At 41.9% G+C, this 23,354-nt stretch carries 15 protein-coding genes; 7 read left to right on the forward strand and 8 right to left on the reverse strand.

The features are described 5' to 3' along the window. Positions 1-156 precede the first annotated feature (156 nt). The 7 genes from B5D26_RS08760 to B5D26_RS08795 all read right to left on the reverse strand — a co-directional run bounded on the left by B5D26_RS08760 (position 157) and on the right by B5D26_RS08795 (position 9,938). A complete protein-coding gene (locus tag B5D26_RS08760; protein WP_078745363.1) occupies positions 157-1,434 on the reverse strand; it encodes a tetratricopeptide repeat protein in 1,278 nt (425 codons plus the stop codon). Between the two features lie 422 nt (positions 1,435-1,856). Next, the gene (locus tag B5D26_RS08770; protein WP_078745365.1) at positions 1,857-3,911 is read right to left on the reverse strand and encodes a CHASE2 domain-containing protein; all 2,055 of its coding nucleotides are present in this window, start codon (positions 3,909-3,911) and stop codon (positions 1,857-1,859) included. 241 nt (positions 3,912-4,152) lie between these two features. After that, on the reverse strand, positions 4,153-5,865 hold the full coding sequence (locus tag B5D26_RS08775) for a GNAT family N-acetyltransferase (protein ID WP_078745366.1): 1,713 nt from the start codon (positions 5,863-5,865) through the stop codon (positions 4,153-4,155). Continuing rightward, positions 5,840-7,009 (reverse strand): glycosyltransferase family 4 protein, encoded by a 1,170-nt coding sequence (locus B5D26_RS08780; RefSeq protein WP_159445629.1) that lies wholly within the window; start codon positions 7,007-7,009, stop codon positions 5,840-5,842. Before B5D26_RS08780 ends, B5D26_RS08775 begins: the two co-directional genes overlap by 26 nt. Then, positions 7,006-8,265 (reverse strand): ABC transporter ATP-binding protein, encoded by a 1,260-nt coding sequence (locus tag B5D26_RS08785; RefSeq protein WP_078745368.1) that lies wholly within the window; start codon positions 8,263-8,265, stop codon positions 7,006-7,008. The genes B5D26_RS08780 and B5D26_RS08785 overlap by 4 nt, the downstream gene beginning before the upstream one ends. An 86-nt stretch (positions 8,266-8,351) precedes the next feature. Next, complete coding sequence (locus tag B5D26_RS08790; protein WP_159445630.1) at positions 8,352-9,149, reverse strand: ABC transporter permease; 798 nt, start codon at positions 9,147-9,149, stop codon at positions 8,352-8,354. Between the two features lie 87 nt (positions 9,150-9,236). Next, the gene (locus B5D26_RS08795) at positions 9,237-9,938 is read right to left on the reverse strand and encodes a Crp/Fnr family transcriptional regulator (protein WP_078745370.1); all 702 of its coding nucleotides are present in this window, start codon (positions 9,936-9,938) and stop codon (positions 9,237-9,239) included. Positions 9,939-10,239: 301 nt separating this feature from the next. Between B5D26_RS08795 and B5D26_RS08800 the strand changes: the two genes are divergently transcribed. The 7 genes from B5D26_RS08800 (at position 10,240) to B5D26_RS08830 (ending at position 22,365) form a co-directional block, all read left to right on the forward strand. Continuing rightward, positions 10,240-12,057: a FecR family protein gene (locus B5D26_RS08800; protein WP_078745371.1), complete on the forward strand. Its 1,818-nt coding sequence runs from the start codon at positions 10,240-10,242 to the stop codon at positions 12,055-12,057. A 37-nt stretch (positions 12,058-12,094) separates the two neighbouring features. After that, positions 12,095-12,886: a SapC family protein gene (locus B5D26_RS08805; RefSeq protein ID WP_078745372.1), complete on the forward strand. Its 792-nt coding sequence runs from the start codon at positions 12,095-12,097 to the stop codon at positions 12,884-12,886. A gap of 261 nt (positions 12,887-13,147) precedes the next feature. Further along, positions 13,148-14,848: a type I secretion system permease/ATPase gene (locus tag B5D26_RS08810; RefSeq protein WP_078745373.1), complete on the forward strand. Its 1,701-nt coding sequence runs from the start codon at positions 13,148-13,150 to the stop codon at positions 14,846-14,848. A 27-nt stretch (positions 14,849-14,875) separates the two neighbouring features. Beyond that, on the forward strand, positions 14,876-16,306 hold the full coding sequence (locus tag B5D26_RS08815; protein WP_078745374.1) for an HlyD family type I secretion periplasmic adaptor subunit: 1,431 nt from the start codon (positions 14,876-14,878) through the stop codon (positions 16,304-16,306). 96 nt (positions 16,307-16,402) lie between these two features. Further along, a complete protein-coding gene (locus B5D26_RS08820; protein ID WP_078745375.1) occupies positions 16,403-17,779 on the forward strand; it encodes a TolC family protein in 1,377 nt (458 codons plus the stop codon). 131 nt (positions 17,780-17,910) lie between these two features. Next, complete coding sequence (locus tag B5D26_RS08825; protein ID WP_159445631.1) at positions 17,911-20,991, forward strand: glycosyltransferase; 3,081 nt, start codon at positions 17,911-17,913, stop codon at positions 20,989-20,991. Positions 20,992-21,093: 102 nt separating this feature from the next. After that, the gene (locus tag B5D26_RS08830) at positions 21,094-22,365 is read left to right on the forward strand and encodes a flippase (RefSeq protein ID WP_080051858.1); all 1,272 of its coding nucleotides are present in this window, start codon (positions 21,094-21,096) and stop codon (positions 22,363-22,365) included. A gap of 34 nt (positions 22,366-22,399) precedes the next feature. Here B5D26_RS08830 and ampE read toward each other — a convergent pair whose 3' ends face one another. Beyond that, positions 22,400-23,332 (reverse strand): regulatory signaling modulator protein AmpE, encoded by a 933-nt coding sequence (gene ampE / locus B5D26_RS08835; RefSeq protein WP_078745378.1) that lies wholly within the window; start codon positions 23,330-23,332, stop codon positions 22,400-22,402. Positions 23,333-23,354 lie beyond the last annotated feature (22 nt).

The raw sequence follows: 23,354 nt of genomic DNA on the forward strand, positions 1-23,354 counted from the left end.
CACAACCCCGTTACGTAGGGTGCATAAGCGTAGCGCCATGCACCATTCGGTGGATTCGGTGGATTCGGTGGATTCGGTGGATTCGGTGGATTCGGTGGATTCGGTGGATTCGGTGGATTCGGTGCATGGTGCATGACGCTTCGCTTATGCACCCTACTAGAAATACCAATCTATACCAAGGCTTGCACGAGTTGCGGTGTAACTGAATAGCACAATGTTACTGCTCTGCTCTATTTGCTGTACGCTGGCTGATACACTCAGCTTATCGGCAATGGGTCGGCGGTACTGTAGGCCATACTGCACGCTGTCAACGTGTCGTGGTCGATTATTATCAAGCAAGGCATTGTAACCATTTTCATCTTGCGTTTGATTTTGCCTAACACTGGCGCTCCACTCGCCTGTGTTGTCAACACTATTGTCACGGTATTTTAAAACGATAAGCGCATCTAATTGCTGTCGATTTCCACCTGTACGCTGACCTGTTGCTTGGTTGACCGCCGCCCCTAGTTGAACAAATAGCCGGCTACTAGGACTAAGATGACAGGCTAGTTTGGGCTGTAAGCTTAACTCGACAGCATCTGAGCTGTTATCTATCAAATAAAACTGACGGCTGAACTGTAGCTCATGTGTAAGCTGACAACTAGAACTTAACGTTTGCCCTAAACCAAATTGTAGTTGTAATGACCGGTATAAACTTTGGCTGTTGTAGTTAAATTGCTTCAAGCCAACTTCCCAACTCCAGTCTGAGAAAAGTGGCACATTTGATTTCAATACACGTGGGCGATAGCTTCGGTTGTAGGTTAAATCGAGTTGTTGCTGGTCATGGCGACTACTGACATTGATACCTGTTCTGCTATATAGGTTGACTTGCCAATACTGCTGTCCATTGCTACGTAGTTTTGTATGACGCGCGCTTAGGCTAACATCACTGGCGTAGCCACTTACGGGCTGATCTTGTTGCGCCACAATTAGTGTGGTGCCTAACCCATCAGTTAAAGTCAGTCGATTCAAATCAGCCGCTGTATTAAGGTTTGTGTCATGACCTAGAGATAAGCTTATGCGGTAGTCTGTGCGCTCAAAAATTTGAGACCATTGCGCTTGACGCATCTGCAAATGGGTGCGAACAGCCTCTGGTAAATCAGTTTGTAATAGCAGTTGTTGATTTAAATCGTAAGCAGCAAAGGGCTGTCTTAATAAGTAAAGCACTTCAGCATAGTCAACCAGCGCTAATCCTTGCTGCGGATTCAGCATTAATGCACGCTCTAAGCTATCCTGCGCATCTGATAACTGCCCTGTACGTAGCTGCACCGAGCCTAAATAAGCTAAAAAATCAGCACTGTTATAACAGGCCATTTGTTGAGATTTAAGCTGTTGATAAAGACGACCACTCTGTTCACGAGGCACAATGCTTTTCAGAGATTCATTGATAGACAATATCAAAGCTTGGCACTGTGTATTACTTAAGAGGATTGCTGATTGATGATTGGCGGATATGTTCGGTCTATTCGCCGAAATATCAGCAATATCTAATAGAAAAACCGGGTTTGAATTAGCCCACGAAACAGTGCCTAACAGAAAGACTGAAAGACTAATAAAAATGAGCATAGGTACTTTTATCAATGACTTGTTACGTATTAAGTCATTTGTAAACCCTGTACGCGTAATTACCCGCAATGCACTTCCACCACTACTTGCTTCACTCACTTTAAAAGGCTCGACATTATGCCTGAATATTAATCAAAACAAACGGCTTTCAATCTTAATTTTTGATAAAGCAAATCAACCTAACAAGGGGCAACATTAATTATGTGAACTGTATCACAATGATACATTGGGGATGTTAGCGGATAAGGCTTTTAGCCTGAGTGTTCGCTTTTATGCTCTGGAAATAACTGCGCCACTTTGCCAGAAGTTTTGAGGCTATACAGTGCTCTAGGTTGTGTTAAGCCCTCTAAAAGATAGCGTCCTACATTTTGTTTTTGGGCAACAGGTAGTAATTTGGCAAAACTGTCATTGCATAAGGTGGGGTACGCTAGTTCTGCGGTCATACTTTGAATGCGCAGTGCAAGGGTGACGGTTTCACCTAATAGCATTTGCGTACGTCGACCTGCTGCACCCAAGGTGCCTTCGGTAACGCTACCTGCTGCAATACCAACGCCTAGTGCCAATGGTTCTAGCGTCTCTGGGAGAGGGCGATCTAATAATGCTTGCAATGATTGATGCAGCTGCTGACTGGCTTGATAAGCATGCTGCCCTTGAGCGACATCAGCAGGATTATTGTTTGAGGGTTGAGGTACAGCTACAAGCGGTGCCTCTAAAGGCCAAACGGCCAGCAGAGAGTCAGCATGTAGTTCATATACAGTGCCTTTATTCTCTTCAATTACCCGCGTGGCAATACTAAAAAAGCAGTGTAGCAATAATGCCGTTTCTTCTGCTGGGCGCTGTTGTTGATAAGCCGAGAAATTACGTAAGTCTGCATTCAGCACTATAAAGTGACGCTCACGGGCTTGCACTTGTTCACTAGGCGCATGAAAGGCAATTTCATTGGCTATAGACTCAGGCAGGTAGCTGCTCAGGTTGTCGTATAACCGTTGACGCTCTTGTCTATTGCGCAAGTACTCTAGCGCTATAATAGACAGTGCTGCGATAGTACCGAATAACGCAGAGGGTAGCCAACCCAGCCAAAGCTGATAGCTGATCATCCATTGGTGCAAGGCTAGTACTAACAATGGCAATACTATCGGTGTGCTCAGCAGGCAGGCTCTAGCAAATGCATAGCGATGCTGGCCAATTAAACTGGCCAAAGCGATGAGTAATACCGCTTGTAACAGGCCCAATACGCCATGATATAAGGACTGAGCAGCAGGCGTGTAAGGTATTTCTTGATCTAATAGGCTGGTGATCAGTCTGGCTTGTATCTCTATACCAGGGGTTAGGCCACTATGGGGGCTAGGCACTAAGTCACCTAGGCTAAAGGCAGTCGCACCAATTAATACCCAGTTGTTTTGCAGCCATTTGGGGTCAATACGTTGTGCTAAAACATCAGCGGCAGATAAGGTGATAAAGCTGCTAGGGCTTTTGGCATAGTTAACCCTCATCTCACCTAGGGTGTTCAAAGGTACTTGCAGCAAGGGGTAGTTGGGTGCCACTAGAGTCCAATCAGGCTCTAGCGAGAACAAGCTTGGTGCTTTTTTCCACTCAAGCTGATCTATTTGTAAGTTATGCAGTAAGGCTGCCAAAGCTAAAGAGGGATAGGCTTGGCCTTGGTAGCATATAAAAGGGGCTTGAAAACGAACCGCTCCATCGCTGTCAACTGTTGGCGTAATATGCCCCGCAGGAATGCTCATATTGTCTTGCAGATTTGAGCGATAACTTAGACTTGAGCTGTTGCCTAAAATACCAGTCGCAACAGGCATTGCTTCGTGGCATTGCGCTGAAAATGCTGTACTGGCAACACCTGTTTGTTGGGTGCTGTTCAGTAGTGGTATTTGGGCGATAAGCGCACGATTCTTTTTAAAGGTCTCTGCAAGCAGTGCATCATCTGTGCGCGCTTCCGGAAAGACTAGGTCATAAATCTGGCTACTTGCACCATAGGCTTGTAGCTGATCAGATAGCTTTGCAAGCGTGGCTCTAGACCAAGGCCAGCTTCCCACTTCTTGCAGGCTCTTCTCGTCAATAGCGACAATAATTAAACGACGCTCTGTCTCTGTATCAGTGTTGAGCTGCCAATTCAAACTACCTAGGCGCTCGTCTAATATATTCAAGGGTGTTTTCAGTAAAAACTGTAGTAAACCCACCAGCAGAGCTACCAGCACAAGCACCACAATGCGCGAACCCAATGGGGTTACGCTTAAGGTGTATACCCGTGAAGCGGGTAGTTTTGATGAGAGGTGCTCGTTTTTTAGGGGCATAATGCTAACTACAGTCGATAGAGAAACAATTCCTTACATATTTGTAGTTTAGCGGATTGATAGCAAGACAACGTGATGAGGGTCACACGGTTAAGCTGACCCTTATATCCAAAGCTGTATTTATTGGTTTATTTTACAATTTTACCTGTTTATTTAACCCAGTACTTTACGCTGTTCTTTAACTGCAAAATTGGTTGTTCACTGCATCTAGCCTTGCAAGCATTGAGCTTCAAAGCAGAGATCACCTAAAATCAGTATCAGCACCCAACATCCAGCAGTGGCCTTTTATTTGCGAGACTAAGGGGACATCTAAGCCTGCTGCGGGCAGTGCCATATAGCCTGCATGCTCAACTATTGACTCACCTTTGCATTGTAAACTTTCTGCATGACGCTGTAGCTCATCTGTTGCGATACGTGTGCCCCATGCAGCGGTTTTACTTAAGCCTACTTTACAACCGTAGTTGATGATGGCTGCAATCAGTTTTTGAGCACTATGTGGATGTCGATCCGTTAAGGCTAAGTCCATTATTTCTATGGTTTCAGCAGTTGTTTGGACAATAGCAACTCCAGCCAGTCGCCCCCAACGAAAAAGACGTACTATTGAATATTTTTTCTCAGTATTTTGAGCAAAGCGCTGCTGCCAGTAGGCACCACTTTTTTCTAGCCAAAAGTAGCCTTCAGGTTGTGCCATAAAGGGTTTTAACCCATCAACCCAGTGCCAGTTTTTTTGTGCGGCACATTTCTGAACACTAACCTGCCAGCCAATACCCAATCGGTTGTATTGATTACTGTATTGCCAATAGGCAAGTTCGTCACCTTGCTGATAAAGCTCCAGCCTTATGCCTAAGTGCAATGCGCGTACTGTAGGAAAGCCAAAGGCCATTTGATAAGTGCGAGCTTGCCCAAGCTGTTCTTGTAAAAATAGTCGACTGACGGAGGCGAAAACACCATGACGCTTTGTAGAAAAGCGATAATGACTGGACACCATCACGTCAGCTTGCTGCGCAACATTTAGGGTTTTGTTCTGCCAAAATGCCCGCCGAGAGAGGGCGCCATAATAGGCAATTATTGCTTGGTTCTCATTTACCGCAACGGTGCCGGGAACTGTTTCTTGACCATATTTACTAGGCCACCAATCAGAGGACGGGGTGTGCTGAAAGACGTCAATAAATAGCTGTCTAAGGGCGTCAGCATCTTGCGCTGTGGCATAACGTACATGGTAACGTTGACGCAAAGATGAATCATATGGACACACTTCACACCAGTCTAAACCGTAAAAAGCTTCAGCATATTCGCCTTGGGCGGCAAGATTACCACTCAGCAGGCTTCTATAGGCGGCAAGTGCTTCTGTTGCCCTTAGGTAGTCGCCGCAGGATAGCGCTGTTTTATGCTGTTCAAGTGCTTTCTGCTTTTTAGGCCAGACCTGACTAATATTTAAGATTAAATTAGCTGTAAGTGGTGTCCATACTTCGTAAAAAAGTACACCTTGGCTTAACGGCCTGTCTTGATGGGCGCGTAAAGCTGCATACCCTGTTGCGGCATGGTCTGGGTGCATATCCTGCATCCAAGGGGCAACTAATACGCTGGGCTGAAAGCGATCAATACTCGCTTGTATTTTAGCCTGCAATCCTTCTACTTGACTCAAGCTGCCGTCGGGCAAGCCTAAGCACTCATAAGTGATGCTTGCACCTAAAACATTAAGAGCCTGAGACAGCTCATGCTGCCTAACCAGTCCTGCACCTTCTGGTAAACCGCCAGCCCCAGAACCGTCACTCACTAAAACAACGTGCACAGGCGTGCCACGCTCAGCTAATAGGGCAAGCAAACCTCCACAACCAATACTCTCATCATCGGGATGAGGAATCAGTACTAGTGCCTTGCGAATATTTTCAATATTTAAAGGCTGTGGTGGTTTAGCTACAGGTTGACTAAAGAGAGAGTAAGAGGCGTTCATAATCTTCTGAGAGTTGGTTCCATGTAGGCCAGTGTTTAGACTCTTCCAGAGCCTTTGTCTGCCAATATTGTTGTTGCCCAGGATTCTGAAGTATATCTGCAATGGCTGCCGCTATGTTGTTGGCACTGAGCGGCTGTAAACACGCGCCTATACCTAACACCTCAGCGCTGCCACCACTAGAGGGGGCTAAGGTTGCTACCCCTGCGGCTACAGCTTCTCTGTTCGCTTGCCCGTAAGACTCATAGGCACAGGTGCTGACATAAAGGTCAGCAGCTGCCAAGGGCCAAGCGATATTAGACTCAAATTGTATAATGGGCTTAAGCTGTAACGTATGCTTCTCTGCCTGCTGCAGAAGAGGTGCAGGATCTCCACCTCCTGCAATCAATATTTGCACAGGCAGCTGGTATTGCTGCTGTAATATCGCAGCAGCATCTATTAATAGGTCAAAGCGCTTCACAGGTGTAAGCCGACCTATTCCTAAAATGATCGGCGCATGAGCTGCCGCCAACCCAAAATGGGCGCAGGCTTCTGATTTATTAGGTAGGTTAATTTCAGGCTTGCCATATCCCATCACATGAAAATGTGCCGGTGTTTGACTTAGGCAAAGATCTCTTACCAGCGCTTTTCTGGCTGTATCAGAGGGTGTAAAAACCGCATCAACCGATAGGAGTATCTTACACTCTTGCTTAAGTAAGGCACGATAGAGTCGATCTGACATGGGCAAACCATCTTGCGTAACTGCCCATGCAAAGCTACCCAAACCATGTTCCGATACAATTAACTTAAAGGGCTGCTCTCGCCAATAACCAAAGCGTTTTAAGCCTAGTTTTACTCCCCAGACTAACCAGGGGTCATGCACCCAAACGTGTGTGCTTTTTTCACTCAGCGCTTTTCTCACCGCAGCAATGCCCTGCACAAGTCTCTCTGCAATTGCAGGGGCTAGGGTAGCATTAAAATAACTGAGTAAATGACTAAAACGCTCATGCCATTTGATATGAGCATCTTGGCAATCCATTTTGCAAAAGTATTCGACCTGATGTCCACGACGACTCAGAGCATCAGCTATTGGCTGTAAAGTTTTACCTAAGCCGTAAGCTCGATCTTGCTCATTCTCCCTTGTAACAATTAGAAGACGCAGCGTCATTTTTTCAGCTCCAGGCTTGGCGCGGAACTCCATTGACGCGCTAAGTGAACAATACCCTGCTCTAACTGAAATGCAGGTGATTGCATTTTAAATCGTGCAGCGGGGATCTGCTGGTCGTAAAACAGTATGCCTTGGTCACATAACAGGTAAATTTCAATCCAGTACTCACCTTTTAACAACGCCAAGTGTGGAAAGCTTAATGTCACAGATCCTTGTCCATTTTCATTCTGGGATATAGATGCTAGATCAATGTGAGACCCTGCACTAGCAACCATCCGACCATCACTTGAATGTAAAGTGGCAGCAAATGATGGGGCAGGCTGCCCTGCGTTACCTTGCCAGCTAGCACTGATACTGAGTGTACTCTCACCTGTTATTCCAACGGGAATTTTGGTCTGTGTTGTTTGCTGCCCATCTAGGCTAATCCAAACACTCTTGAACTGTGGCCGACCTGGATCAGGTGCGATATCAGGCACTGGCGCATCATTTTGTCCCTGTTCTATACCATAAAGAAAGCCTTCATAGCGATGCACAACTTCTGCGGGGCTACCTTGAGCAATAACCTCTCCTTTATGCAGCCAAAGTGCTCGATTACAGATCGCTTCTATCTGGTATAAGTTGTGTGAGCAGAAAAGGATGGTTTTACCCGACTCTTTGAGGCGCATAATACGGTCGAATGATTTCTTAGCAAAAGCGCCATCCCCTACGCTCAGTGCTTCATCAATGATTAATACATCAGGGTCTACGCAGACGGCAACAGCAAAGGCTAATCGCACAAACATACCGCTGGAATAGGTTTTAACAGGCTGCTCTATGGCATCGCCAATTTCTGAGAATTGATGAATCTCTTCAAACCTATCCTCTAGCTCTTGCCTGCTCAACCCTAGTATCGCACCGTTAAGGAATACATTTTCACGCCCAGTAAACTCTGGATTAAAACCAGAGCCTAGTTCTAGCAAAGCTGCAATACGACCATGAATTTTAACTTCACCTTGACTAGGCGGTAATGTGCCACAAATCAGTTGTAGTAATGTTGATTTACCCGCGCCATTTCGTCCGATTAAGCCGACAACCTCGCCTTTTCCAACTGAAAGACTCATCGGCTTTAAGGCATTAAAAACTCTTGAGTTCACTTTTTTAAAAGGGAGAGACTCTAATAACCTATCCGATGGTTTTTGGTAAATTCGATATACTTTAGCGACATCTTTTAGCTCAATGACCGCTTCGCGTGGACTGCTCTGTGCGCTATTTGTCATGAATGGTAATACTCTTTTGGGTAACAACGAGTCGACTATACTTGACGTGTGTCAGGCTATCATAGTGTGTAATATTCCACTGACAACTAGAGCACATCCGCAAATCCTTTACGTAATTTCTGAAAGCCAGATGCCCCCAGAACACCCACTATTAGAGCAGCAAGCACGTAAAACAGCATATTCTCAAGAGAAGGCCAAGAGGTGCCTAAGGCGCTGGCTCTTGTCGCTTCAATAATTAAGGTCAGCGGATTCAAGTTAATCCAGCCTTGCGCCCAGTCAGGCAGCATAGATACCGGATAAAATACTGGCGATAAAAACATTAACGGTGCAGTGGCCATTGCGGTTAGATGCTGGGTGTCTGGCAGATAAACCCCTAACGCCGCCAACCCCCAAGCCATACCTAAAAGCAAAGGTAAGAAAACCAAGATTATCAAAGATATATATATAAATTGTACAGAAATCTCCCCTCTTAGAATCAGAGTGCCCAGCGCCAGTATTCCTAGGCTAATGACGGCTTGAAACAATGCAGAGAGTACAACTACCCAAGATAATAAATGTAATGGAAATACCACTTTTTTTACTAAATTAGGTTGCTGAGTAATGGTGCTTGACGCCCTTGTCATGACGTCACTAAACAAGGTAAAAAAGATTAATCCCGCAAATAGGTTAAGCGCAAACTCCAATCCTTGACCAGTTTCTGCACCAGGCCAACGGGCTTTGAAAACAAACTGAAAAACAAATGTATATACCGATAACATGATAAGAGGCGTGATCAGTGACCAGCCCATGCCCAGCCATGACCCTTTGTAGCGTTGGCGTATATCACGCTGAACAAGTTGATATAGTAAGCCAAAATGCTGTTTCGGCCAGAAATATGCAAGCACTGGTCTCTCCTGAATAAGTTTAACGGCTAAAGCTAATGGGTATTGCCTTTCATTATGAGCTGCATGCTCAACAACCTCATGCACCTACTACTTTTCACTGGTATTGGAGAGTGCATATAACTTCTCTGGTTGCTTAATAATCAAGCTGTTTGTACCGTTACGCTGCACGATATCCTCAGCTAATAAGGTTTGAAAAACCCTAGTAACCGTTTCTCGACTGGTATTAAGCATGATGGCAATTTCTTGATGAGTCGGCGGATAAATAATTTCTATCTCATTACTAGGTATGTTATCTGCTTTTAGTCCTGTTAACTGCCACAATTGACGATGTATACGCTGAGGAATACTAGGCAATGAGAGAATAGATCGTTGCTCAGTCAACTCACGCACCCTATACGCAAGACGCTGACTCAGCGCCTTTATGAGCGATTTGGATTCGTACATCACTGACTCCAAAGCACTATAGGGTAATATCACAACCTGAGACTTAGAAAGTGCAATCACAAACTCTGGATTAGCGCCTGCATCAAAAAGAGCAACCTCGCCACAAAAATCTCCAGGGCGAACAAAATACAAACCCACTTCTCGACCGTCTAAAGTAAAGTCAACGCCCTGTAAACTTCCTTCAAAAAGAAAGCACAGAGCAGACTTCTGCTCACTTGGGTCAACAACTATTTCTCGACGCGAAAACTTTCGCAGCACAGCCTGAGACGCCAAGAGTAACAAGGTGGGTTCTGGCAAGTCGCGCAATATGCTAAAGCGTTTTAACAGTTCAACTGTAATGGCCATTGCTATACTGGTTCACTGCTTAAGCACATAAAATATCTTTCTCATTCCTTTGCAGACAGAAATTAATGTGAATTCAAATATTACAGTTTCACATTTAAGCATAAAAAGCTGGCATAACATGTGACTGTCATCACGTAAAATTGACCCTGATTTGTTATTATAACCAACCTAGCATGCAGATATGCTAGGCAATTACGGCAATAGACTTTTTTTGGCGCGTTATTTTGCCAGAATTTCGCCAAGATAAATATTTGAGTTTCATCAGTATAGCGCTCGATAATATGCGTCTAAGGGTCAGCTTATGCTAAATCAGCCGGAACAACTTTCCAACTCAAAGCCTTTCGACAAGCAAACTATTGAAGGTTCAGCACATTTGGTTATAAGCCCTAAACAATTGTATTTGAGCCTTCTCATTTTTTTGTTGGTCATTTGGCAAGCTAGTTTTGCGGTGCATGCGAACACCTCAGCCGCCAAAGTCGGAAGCATCACTCTTGCATTAGGTGATGGCGAAATACACCGACAAGATGGCAGCAGCATAGCGATAGAAGCAGGCTCTCCGCTATACATTGGCGATAAAATAATCACCTATACCAGTGGCTATGTGCACCTGCGCTTTGTTGATGACGCCTTGCTCAGCATGAGACCCAATAGCCATCTAGTGATTAACACTTATGAGTACTATCCTGATAGCCCACAAAAAAGTGCCGTGCACTTTACTTTAAAAGAAGGCATGGCTAGATCTGTTTCCGGCGGTGCTGCAAAACAAGATCACTCTCGTTTTCGCCTGAACACACCTATAGCTGCCATAGGTGTAAGAGGGACAGATTTTACAGTACTTGCTGACGAAAAGACCGTTCGGACTATTGTTAGCGAGGGTGCTATTGTTGTATCTGCGTTTTCAGATAAATGTGAAGCACAGTCTCTTGGGCCTTGCGCAAGCGAAGGTATTGAGCTCGCCAGTGGTAACAATCAACTTTTAGAGCTTGATGACATTTCGGTTAGCCCACGTCTCTTACAACTTGCTTTAGAGATGAATATTAGCTCGAACTTATTATTCAACGATCAGCTATTGACACAGCTTGACAGCCCTAACAGGCTCAATAGCCAACCTGCTAGCACAGCGTACATAGCAAAAGCTGACCAAAAAGAACCTACAAGCCAACCCTCCCCTTATAAAAGTGAGAGCAAGGATGTAGCTGTAGTTTCTACAGTAAATACGGCGGAACCAAGCTATGTAATTGCAGAAAATACCGTTACGCAACCTAAGCTTAACAGTACTTATACGCCACCAGCTCAGAGACCAGAGGCACTTCCAGTAGCACCCTACAAACCTGAAAGTAGGCCAAACAGTAGCAATACCACCACAAACATTCCAACTCAGGTTACCCCTATTATTGAACAAAAACTACCTACTGAGGTTACTGTGGCGGCACAGGTAAATCGACCTTCTGTAATTGAAACAGTACAAGTTGAAACGCCGATCACTCCCCCGTCGTTAGACCTATCAGATAACGTAACCTCTGACAGTTATTTTGAACCCATTAGCAGTCCCAGCCTGAACGATTTACTACCTAAGTTCAGCATGCAGGGCCAGCAGCAGTTACTGTGGTCATACACGTTAGATAAGGATTTCGAGGCTCCAAGCTTTACTTATCCAGATATGCAAGTGCAGCAAGCAACAAGCACAGGAAAACTTGATAAACACAATATTGTTAGCGCTGAAGGCTTTACGCTCTACCGTCCAAATGAGCTATTTTTACAGGTCAATCCATACATTGGCAAAGTCAGTTTCGAGCTACAACAAGCAGCTGCTTTTTATTACGCCAAAGGCAAGCAGTTCAATCTTGAAGTTGATAGCAGCATGCTTCAGATAGACTTTAGCAAAAGCAAATTCTCTACAGCATTGCAGTTAGAACATGAAGAAACAGGCTCCATTAGCTTTAGTGCATCCGGTGACTTGCTGCCTAACGGGCAGTTTTCAAGCATTACCGCCAACCAAAAGCTTGAAGGCGCAACCAGTTTAGACACTAACGCAGCTGGCTATTATTTCAAACAAAATGTTCCACACTTAGATAACAGCATTGATGGGATTACTGTTTGGAAAGCACCTGAAAAGTAATCACTTTTAAAATTTATTTATCAAATAAGAGGATGACATGGCTAAGTTTGCTCCACTCATGCACAACGTACACCAATACTCAGGCTGGGAAAAAACCCAAAGCTATGACTTTACAGCAGCAGATGCGCTTGCGCCTATTTCTGTCGCAGAACTATCTCAATTAGTCCCTCGCTATGCTACTGCCTTTTATCGAGCAGACTCAGATCAAAGCTTTCAATATGTGGCTATTTTAGGTCTATACCCAGGACATAACCTTTACGTAGCTCCAAATGGCCAATGGATTGGTGGCTATGTGCCTGCTGTTTACCGCGGCTATCCATTTCGAATCTTGCCTGTTCAAGAAAGCGATAAGCTAGCACTTTGCATTGATGAAGAGAGCACTAATTTTCAAACAGAAATCAGCGACACAAGCGAGCGCTTTTTTAACAATGAAGGCGAGCTAAGCGAACTGATGGTACAGGTTAAAGCTTTTTTACAAGCTCAATACAGTAGTCGTGCGCTAACAGAGGGGCTGATAGATCTATTAAATGAATACGGCCTACTCTCTCCTTGGTCCATCAAAATCGAAGGCTTACCTGAACATATTCCACCACACACTAATTTATATCACATCAATGAAAAAGCGCTTAAAGAGCTTGATGCAGATAAGCTAAAAGTATTGAATTTACGCGGAGCATTGAGCCTTGCTTATGGCCAAATGTTTTCTGAACACCGAATGAAAGAGCTAATAGCCTTGTATGATATTCGTGCAAAGCAAAGCTCAAAGTCTGAAGAGATCAATTTGGACGATGTGTTTGGTGAGCAAGAGGATGACTTGTTCAAATTCTAAGCTCAACTGAAGGGTTATAAAACGAATATCTGCTTAATCATGACAGGCTCAATGGAATAGTTTTAGCCTAAGCAATATTGCTTATTATTTAATTATTATATTGAGCCTAAAAACATTGTTGACGCTCTTGAGTTTTACTTGATTAGCCCCATTATTCCTTATCTGCCTTCATCTTCTTTGCTGCGTTCAATTTATCTAGGCGAACATGCAAAGAGCCAATGAACACGGGTTCAGACCTACTATATCTTTAAGAGAATGTTTATGAATACCGAAAGTTTAGCCAGCGATTTGAAAGATGCGCTGCGTACCAGTAGAAAAGGTTTTATTGCAGCTGGCGTGTTTAGCTTATTCATCAATATTTTGATGCTGACAGCACCTATATACATGCTTCAAGTTTATGATCGTGTTGTAGCAGCTCGAAGCTTTGATACGTTGTTTTATTTAACACTTATCATGGTAGGTATGTTTACCGTCATAGGTTTACTGGAGTGGGTCAGGTCTCGTGTTTTAGTGCGCATAGGAAACCAACTTGATCACTCGCTAAGTCCTAGGGTTTACTCTGCCATGTTTGAGCAAGGCGTAAACAACCCTTCTAAGCGTAACGCTCAAGCTTTGTCAGATCTAACCTCGTTACGTCAGTTTATGACTGGAAACGGTCTATTTGCTTTTTTTGACGCGCCTTGGATGCCAATTTATATCGGCTTATTGTTTGTATTCCACCCTGCTTTCGGTTGGTTTTCCGTTGGCGCTGGTGTGATTCTTTTATTAGTTGCGATACTCAACGAAAAAGGTACTCGCAAGCCAATTACTGAAGCCAGTACAGAAAATATCATTGCTCAAAATCTTGCTAACAGCAATATTAACAATACTGAAGTGCTACATGCCATGGGCATGCTGCCTAATATTCTCAGACGCTGGCACCAGAAGCATCAAGACTTTCTTGAAAAGCAAACTATTGCCAGCGATAAAGCAGGGGTTTATTCAAACCTCAGTAAAATTTTACGTATGATGTTCCAGTCTCTCATTCTAGGATTAGGGGCTTTCTATGTAATTCAAAATGAAATGAGCCCTGGAATGATGATTGCCGGCTCTATTTTAATGGGACGGGCTTTAGCTCCTCTTGATTTACTTATTGGTACTTGGAGTGGCTTTAACAATGCTCGCTCAGCCTATGGCCGTTTAAATCAGCTTCTTCTTAACAACCCTCAGAATCAGCGTAAGATGTCTCTGCCAGAACCTAAGGGTACACTGAGCCTAGAGAATGTGCATGCTATCCCTCCAGGTTCTAAAACACTGGCTCTTAAGGCTATTAACATCAGTATTCCCGCAGGTTCTCATGTAGGTGTAGTTGGTCCTAGTGCGGCAGGTAAGTCAACACTAGCACGTGTAGCGCTTGGTTTATGGCCTATTGCCAATGGCGTAGTACGATTGGATGGCGCAGATATTAATCATTACAACCGTGATGAATTAGGCCCTCATATTGGCTATCTACCACAAGATATTGAGTTGTTTGAAGGCACTATAAGTGAAAATATTGCTCGTTTTGGCCATGTTGATTCCTTGAAGGTAGTAGGTGCAGCTCAAAAGGCAGGCGTACATGAGCTAATTCTTGCGTTACCAGACGGTTATGATACTCGCATTGGTAGCACAACAGGCGCGCTTTCCGGCGGGCAAAGACAACGTATTGGTTTAGCTAGAGCCTTATACGGCAACCCTAAATTCATTGTACTAGATGAACCAAACTCAAACTTAGACGATCACGGTGAAATGGCGCTAGCGAACACGATGCAGCTACTTAAGGCTGAAGGCACTACCGTACTAGTTGTCAGTCACCGTCCTTCTATTCTGAGAAATATTGATCTGTTGCTCGTGCTAAAAGAGGGTGCTGTGCAGATGTTTGGCAGTAAAGAAGATGTTATGCAAGCACTTGCTCAGCAGAAGCAACAACAGCAAGCATCTTAAAATATAGCGTCTATTAGCCAGAGATTCATGATGAAACCAAATATTGATAATCAAAAAAAAGAGCCTAAAGATACTAAGTCAGTATCTAAGGCTGCCGCTATAGCTACACCTCAAAATAACAGTAAAAGCGCAGCGGATAAGCCAGTTAATAAGCTACCGTCATCTGTGCCTATGAATGATCGTTTCTACATTATCGTAGGTACTTTGATACTCCTACTTAGCCTAGGTACTTTTACTATCTGGGCAGCCTTTGCACCTCTGAGCAGTGCAGTTATGGCTCAAGGAGAGGTTATGGTTGACTCCTACAGAAAGTCGATTCAACACCTTGAAGGCGGCTTAGTGGCAAACATTTATGTTCGAAATGGCGATTTAGTACAGGCTGGTGATGCACTAGTCCAGCTGGATACGACAGTTTGGACAGGGGAAACCGAAAGCAATCGCAAGAGAATGTTCAGTACTCTGATGCAGCTAGAGCGCTTACGCAGCGAACAGATTTCAAGCCAAGATGTGATTTTTAGCGAAACCGTGCTCTCTGCGTCAGAAAATGATAGTGATTTGAAAGGGGTACTAGAGCAAAATCGTCAACTATACCATGCAAGAGTTAAAGCTCATAAACAAGAGCAGGAAGCACTTCGATCACGCGCGGCACAAGCTAGAGAACAAATTGAAGGTCTAACTGACCAACAAAAGATCATCAGCGAACAAATTGCACTGCTAGAAAGTGAATACGAAGCCTATACAACACTATTAAATGAGAAGCTTGGCGATGGGCAAAGAGCACGTGAGCTTAACAGGCAGATACTTTCATCTAAAAATGAATATGCTCGCTTACGCTCTGAGATTGCACGTACAGAGTTAGTTGCATCTGAATACGATGTACAGTTAATCAACAGTCAACAAAACTATCTAAAAGATATTGGTGAGCGTATTCAGGCCGCACAGGCGGACTATTTTGACACTCAAGAGCGCTATAGAATTTCTCTTAATCGCTTAAACCGTGCTGTGATTCGCGCACCAGAATCTGGCTATATTGTGGGCATGAAGATACATACTATTGGTAGCGTCATTCGCCCAGGAGACACACTAATGGACTTGGTACCAGAAAAAGACAAGTTCGTAGTAGAAACACGCGTTGCCACAAATGACATCAATAGCCTACATCAAGGACAAAAAGCAGATATTCGCTTCTCTGCCTTCAACCAGCGTACAACCAAAGTTATCGAAGGTGAAGTTGTCAGCATTTCAGCCGACCGCCTTATAAATGAAAAAACGGGTGAAGCGTATTACTTAACTCGTATCAAAGTCACTGAGAAGGGGCGCGCTGATATGGACAAAGATATGAATTTAATCCCAGGTATGCCTGCTGAAGTTATGATTCGCAGGGAAGATCGCACTATGTTTAGCTACCTGTTGAAACCTATAGCAGACAGTTTTGCTAGAAGCTTCAGGGAAAAATAGAACAGTCTTGTACGAAACAGTATAAAGATGAACAACAAGATACGCAGAGCTTAACCTAAAAGCTCTGCGTCAACGTTTACTACTTTAGGAAATAAGATGCCTCATAGTACCTTAATGCATAAAGCAATTTTAACCGCTGTGCTTTCATGGGGGCTATCATTCACGCCTGCTTATGCTGCTAAAGAGCTGACATTTCAGGAGGCGGTGAAGACAGCTTTGCAAAACGATGCAGAGTATCGTGCATCACAAAAAATATTTGAAGCAGAGCAAGAAGAAACGTCTATAGCTAAAAGTCGCCTTTTACCTCAAATATCATTGTCTGCTAACTATAGCTACGAAGACTCGGATAATATTTATACTGATAGAGACAGTGGTTTCTATGACCCCAAACAACCAAGGTCCAATGGTGAGTTAACAGATACTGCTTGGCAGGTTTCTTTAAACCAACCCCTGCTTGATTACTCTGCAACCTTTAGTTTAGATGCTGCTCGTGCTTCAGTTGAGGCATCAAGCTATCGTTTCAGAAAAGCAGAGCAGGATCTTGTGTACAAAACAACCGAGCTTTATTTAAGAGTGCTATATAAAGCCCAACTTGTGTATCTAAATCAAAATATTTTAGATGCTCTAAGTCTAAAGCTTGAACAATCACAACGCCGATCTGAACTAGGTGTTGGCGATAATTTAGAGCTACTTGAAGTACAGGCTAGGAAAGATCTTGCTCACACGGATTTATTACAGGCTAAAAGCGAATTAGAAGATGAGCAAACAAAACTAAGCATTATAACAGGCGTGCAATTTACTCCTCCTCTAGCTTGGGTTAAAAATGCTCACAATATAATACCTCCTAAGCAGGTGCATACCGAGGAGAAAATATTAGAGTTAGCACGTAATAACAACGACTATCAAGAACGGCTATCTAAAGCCAGTCAATCAAGTTTCACTCGAAAAGCCAATAATGCTGAGCACTATCCAACCTTGTATTTAGGGTTAAGATATAGTGATCGGAATTCTGATGATCCACTTAGAGAAAGTGAAACGATGAGTGCATCACTCAATCTCAATGTACCTATTTATAGTGGCGGTAAAACAAGTGCGTCTATCAGACAATCACTTGCTAGATTTTACGCTGAACAATATATGGCAGAGAGTATCCTGCTGGATACTCAACAAAAAATAAGTTTAGCTTACGCAAAGAAACGTAATACAAACGAAAGATTGCAAGCATTAAAGCATTCAGCATTTTCTAGTGAACGCTATCTAAATGCAGCAGAGCGTGGAGTAGAGCTTAACCTAAGAAGCCAAGTTGATGTACTAGATGCACGCACTCAGATGCTAGATGTACAACTGCGTTTAGCAGATGCTCTAAATCAATACCTGCTTGCTGACTTAACTTTGCAATACCAGGTTAGTGAATTGACACCTGAGTATACTCATTTTTATGATGAACTTTTTAAACAAACTACTGCACCATAATAGTCTATGACTTTTATGTAAAAAATATAAAATCAAAGTGTACAATAGAAACCAACAACACTCTGATTAAAAACACTATTTGACAAATTCAAATAAGTATAAACAAGCCAATTAAGTTAACGATGAGTCCCATGATAAGCGAGCCTAAAAAAGCGATTAAAGCGCCATTAGTCAGTGTCTTGACCCGAACAAAAGATCGTACCTCTTTATTAAAAAGAGCGGCCTTATCTGTGGCAGAGCAGACTTATGAAAATATTGAGCTAGTTATCGTAAATGATGGGGGAGTTAATGTCTCTGAAAAAGAAATTATCACTCATATCACAAAACACAAGAGAGCAGAGGATATAAAATTAACTGTTATCAACTTATCTGAAAATATTGGGCGCAGTGCTGCTGCAAATAAGGCTTTAGATTTAGCAAAAGGCCAATACTTAATCTTCTTAGATGATGATGACTGGATCAACCCAGATCATATTTCAAAGCTTGTAAATAAATTAGAAAGCAATAAAAGTTATATTGCAGCCTACAGCGATACTGCTTGCGTACCGTCATACCAAGAAAAAGATAATATTATTAGGATTTACAGTACTCCTTATTCTGAAAATGCGTTGCTCGCGAGTAACTTTATGCCGATACATTCTGTTCTATTTAGATCAGAGGCTATTAAGCTCGGCTGTCAGTTTGATAGTGAATTATCAACCTATGAAGACTGGCACTTTTGGTTACAAATTGCAAATCATGGCCTATTCTTGCATGTCCCTGGCGTAAGTGCATTCTATTCTGGAGAGCACAGTGGTATTGGCTTTTTGGATAACAAAAAAGACTACTTTCTAGAAAATGCTCTTTTTTTCAAAAAATCTATCCCATTTTTGTCTCCCCAGCAGATTGCAAGCCTACAGTATAGCTACAGAGAGTTTAATAAACTTTCAACTTATAACAATAAGTTAGAAGCGGAAATCGACCAATACAAGAGCATGAAGGACATTATAGCTCAAAAACACGCCGAGCTGATAGAACTAAACAATACACTAAAAAAAGAACACAATAGAATAATTTCAATTATAGAAAGAATAGAATTATCTGCAATAAACAACACTGACAGCATAAACAAAGCCATCGGAATAAATTCAGATATAGTAAACAGAAATTCCAGTATAAATACAGAAAGCATACACAAAATCATACACAATCAATCGACAGATATAAAAAAATCTCTATTATCATTAGAAAACAGCAATACAGAAAAGACAAACGCAACAATATCAAAAATTGAAAGCCTTATATTAGAACAGGCCGAGCTGTCACACAAAAATACTACCGAAAGACTAGAAAGCCAAAAAGCTCTATTAGACAGTTTATTCCATATACTAAGAACAACAAACCAAAGAATAGAAGGAATTGACTATAAAATTTCAGCATTAGAAAAAAAGGGGTTAATTCAGATTACCAAACGCCTTATATCAAAGACAAAGACACTTATAAAGCTTGCGATAAATGGCGACCTGAAGTCTATAAAAGAAAGAACAGCACGTAATTTTCCTAAATTTTCAGGCTTAATTAGAAAGATAAAAAACCGCAATAAAAGCATATTAAAATCAACAGAGAATAACATAGTAAAAACCTTTGAACCAGTTCAGGAAGCCACTGGTAACACTGAAATAGAACAGAAAAGACCTTGTATTAATATTGTGACACCTAGACACACATTATACATTGCAAATCTATTGAAAAAGCACTTAGATTTCTTCGGGTTCAATGTAGAGCATATTGTTGATAGTAGCGAAACAAATTTCACCGACGACCTATATATTGTAATTGCACCGCAGATATGTGAAAAACTACCTGGTACTTATATTGCCTATCAGTTAGAGCAAACAGTTAGCACACGCTGGTTTACAGAAAAATACTACAATATTCTTGAGCATTCTTTTGCTATATTGGATTATTCAAAAGACAACATAAAGTACATACAAGAAAACTCAAATATACATTATAAACAAATGTATTACGTCCCTATTTCAAACAATTCTGACCAATATTTGTATTCAACGGAAGAAAAAGAGTATGACGTAGTATTTTATGGAGACCCAAATAATGAAAGACGACGCCAGTTTCTAGATGCAATATCAGGTAAATATCGTACGTTGATTATTAGTGAAGTTTTTGGGGAAGAGCTTTATGACAAACTGTCTAAAGGCAAAATACTTGTTAATATTCACTACTATGAAAATGCGTTATTAGAAACAACAAGACTATATGAAGCACTGTCTCTAGGTATGACTATTGTTTCAGAGTCAAGTTCAGACATTGGTAGACATCAGAATATAGCCAACAACATCACCATTACACCTATTGGTGATATAGACTCCATGATTGATGCTATTCAAGGATTGTTAGAAAACTATAATAAAAAGACAGTTTGCTTACCAGATGATATTGAAAACTTTCGTTTTTATTTAGGTCGAATGCTTATTGGAACAGGATTAATAGATTCAAGCTTTTCACCCTTGCTACCTAGCCCTGTATCAAAACAAGACTTAGCTTCTGGAGTTGGCTTATCACTACCTGAGTCTTGGGAAAGAAATGAAAGTTTTTGTGTAGACTTTCCAGAGAAGGTCGCTTTTCCTGGACTCAGACATCTTGATGGCTGGAAAGGCTGTGCTTTAAGCTATAAGTATTTAGCCCAGCAAGCAATTAGCCATCAACTGCAGCATATTGAAATTTTTGAAGATGATGTATCTTTAACCCAAGAAAATCGAACCAGCTGGGAGAAGGCTAAACTTATTTTCCACAAGTTAGAGTTTACTGAACAGCACTGTGACTTACTAAGTGGTATTCTTGCTGATGTTTCTGACAACACAAAAGTAATTGCCGTACTCTCTGTTGATAACAAAGAGTATGCCGTTATTGACAGAATGATCAGTGCTGTTTGCAACTACTATGGTGAACATCCAATTAAACTTATGTCTAATTGGGATGATAAAAATGACAATATTAATACTAATACGATGGACCGTTACTTAGAAAGCTCACAATTCAGAGTTCTAGTACCACTTCCATTTATTGCTGGCCATAAGCCAGAAAAAAGCTCTACTTTATGGAACTTTAAAAACAACACATACGATGAGATGATAGCAAAAAGTGAGAAAAAACTTTTAAACAAAGTAAAGATTTATAAAGAGAGCAACTCTGTCAAAGAAATTAAGTTATGAAAAATAGCCCTGCCCACCTAAAATAGGCAGGGCACACCCTACTATAAACGTCATATGACCTAAACAGTAGAAAGGATACCAAACTATTAGGCGGCTATATTTTTGAGAAGCATAAAATCGAAAATAATATTAAATTTTTCTAGTACTGTATTACCTATGGCGGCGGGCTTAGTCACCATCCCGCACCTTATTGAGGCAATAGGTGTAGAAATGTTTGGTATATTATCTATTGCATGGATGGTTGTAGGATATTTTGGCATTCTAGATATGGGGCTTGGCAGGGCTCTAACTCAAAGGCTTGCTTACAACCTTGGTATGGATCGCACTCAATATATTAAACCTCTAGTTAATACCGCAATTTTAATCCTATTACTATTAGGTGGGCTAGGTAGTATCATCGTTCATTATTTTTCCGAGGATCTTATTTACAGCATACTTAATATATCAGAACAATACAAGTCAGAAGTATTAAAAGGTACTTTTTGGATTATAATAACAATACCTATTGTTATTATATCCACTGCTCTCTTTGGCGTTCTTGAAGGACAACAATATTTCGGCTGGACAGCAATTGTTCGCACTCCTTTGAATTTACTTATGTTTTTTTCACCCCTCTTTATAATTCAGTGGTCATCAAAACTAGATCATATTCTACTATCACTGTTTTTAGTTCGCCTTTTTGGGCTTCTATCACTAATCACTATAGTATTTAACACATTAAGACCCTATCCTAAAGGGGTGTATGAAAAAACTGAGTTGCTAGCTCTTTTACACTATGGCAGCTGGATCACAATTAGTAATATTATCAGCCCTATTATGGTCTATTTTGACCGATTTTACATCGCAGCAGCGCTAAGCGCTTCTATAGTCGCATTTTATACAACTCCCTTAGACTTTTTAACCAAAATGCTATTATTACCATCTGCGTTAGTAGGTGTTATGTTCACCAGTTTTTCTAATGAATGGAGTTCAAAGAGAAAGTCAGCTATTGATAAATATAGAAAAAGCATTTTGGCAATATTTTTATCCATGTTGCCAACATCTATTATTATCTTCTTATATGCTGATACAGGTCTGTCTATATGGCTAGGGGCAGAATTTGCTAATCAGAGCTATATGTACGCTCAAATACTTATAATTGGCATATTTTTCAATTCGATGGCAATGGTCCCTCATGCATTGATACAAGGCGCTGGACGCTCTGACATAACGGCTAAGTTTCACTTATTAGAGCTGCCTATTTTTATTCTTTCTCTTTGGTTTTTCATTGAGCATTACGGCCTAATGGGGGCAGCAATTGCTTGGGCAATCAGAACATTTATTGATTCTGTACTGCTATTTATATATGCAGAAAGGTTAATTCGTACTAAGTAATTATCCCTATCTGAATATTTTTATTATCTATAAACTAAGATAACAGCACCCAAATAGAGTAGACAATAACACTCAGTATGGCGCTGCGTTGCAACAGATCAGCCAAGTTTTTGAGCCCCTCTTCTTTCTGCTCAGAAAAGCGTGATTTTAGGTAGAGCGCATCTCCGGAGTCTTGGTACTGCAATTTTTCACCTAAGACACAAAGCACCATACGATAAAGCGGCTTTTCTTCGGTTTTATTTTGCAGAGAAGACTTGAACATCAAAAGCTGTTTTAACCATTCATTAAGACCTCTAAATGACTGGCTTAGTATGACCATAACCAGACCCAATAAACGTGCAGGAAGCCACTCTATAAGCACCACAAAAAGTTGAGCATTGCCGCTTAGCTTATTACCGTCATCCGCTACGGGTTGACTAAAAAGCTGGGTCAAACGTGCCAACATTGCGCCTTCTGCGCCCAACAGTACAAACCAAAATATCACTGTAAAATATTGTGTGAAATTGACATATAAAAGGCGGGCATAAATACGGTTATAAAGCTCTGTCTCTGTATTAGGGTGGTGCTCCGGTAAAATTTCATTGGCATAACGGTAAGCACCTTGTATATCGCCTTGCCGCCACGCTATTTGAAAGCGTTTGAACCAATGGCAGTGCTCTTTTCGCCCTAAGCTATAGAGCAAAATTGCCACTGATAGGAAAAATGCAGGTATACCCAAAATAAGCTGCTCAAGCCAACTAATCAGCAGGCTTAAGCCCACAACAGGTAGGATAACCGATACACCCAGCACAATAAGCCCGAGCGGCTTGGAGCCTGAGGGAAATTCAGCTTTTTCTCCTCTTTTACTTTGAAACCATTGCTGGGATTTGCTCTTAAGCCCATAAAACCAGCCGTCATAATGAGTAGACGGCATTACACCCACCAAAAAGTAGGCTATTAAAGCCAATATCAGTACCACAAAGTCCATAATAGATATCCTTTATCTAAAA

It is taken from the genome of Oceanospirillum multiglobuliferum, assembly GCF_900167095.1.
Classification (GTDB): Bacteria; Pseudomonadota; Gammaproteobacteria; order Pseudomonadales; family Halomonadaceae; genus Oceanospirillum; species Oceanospirillum multiglobuliferum.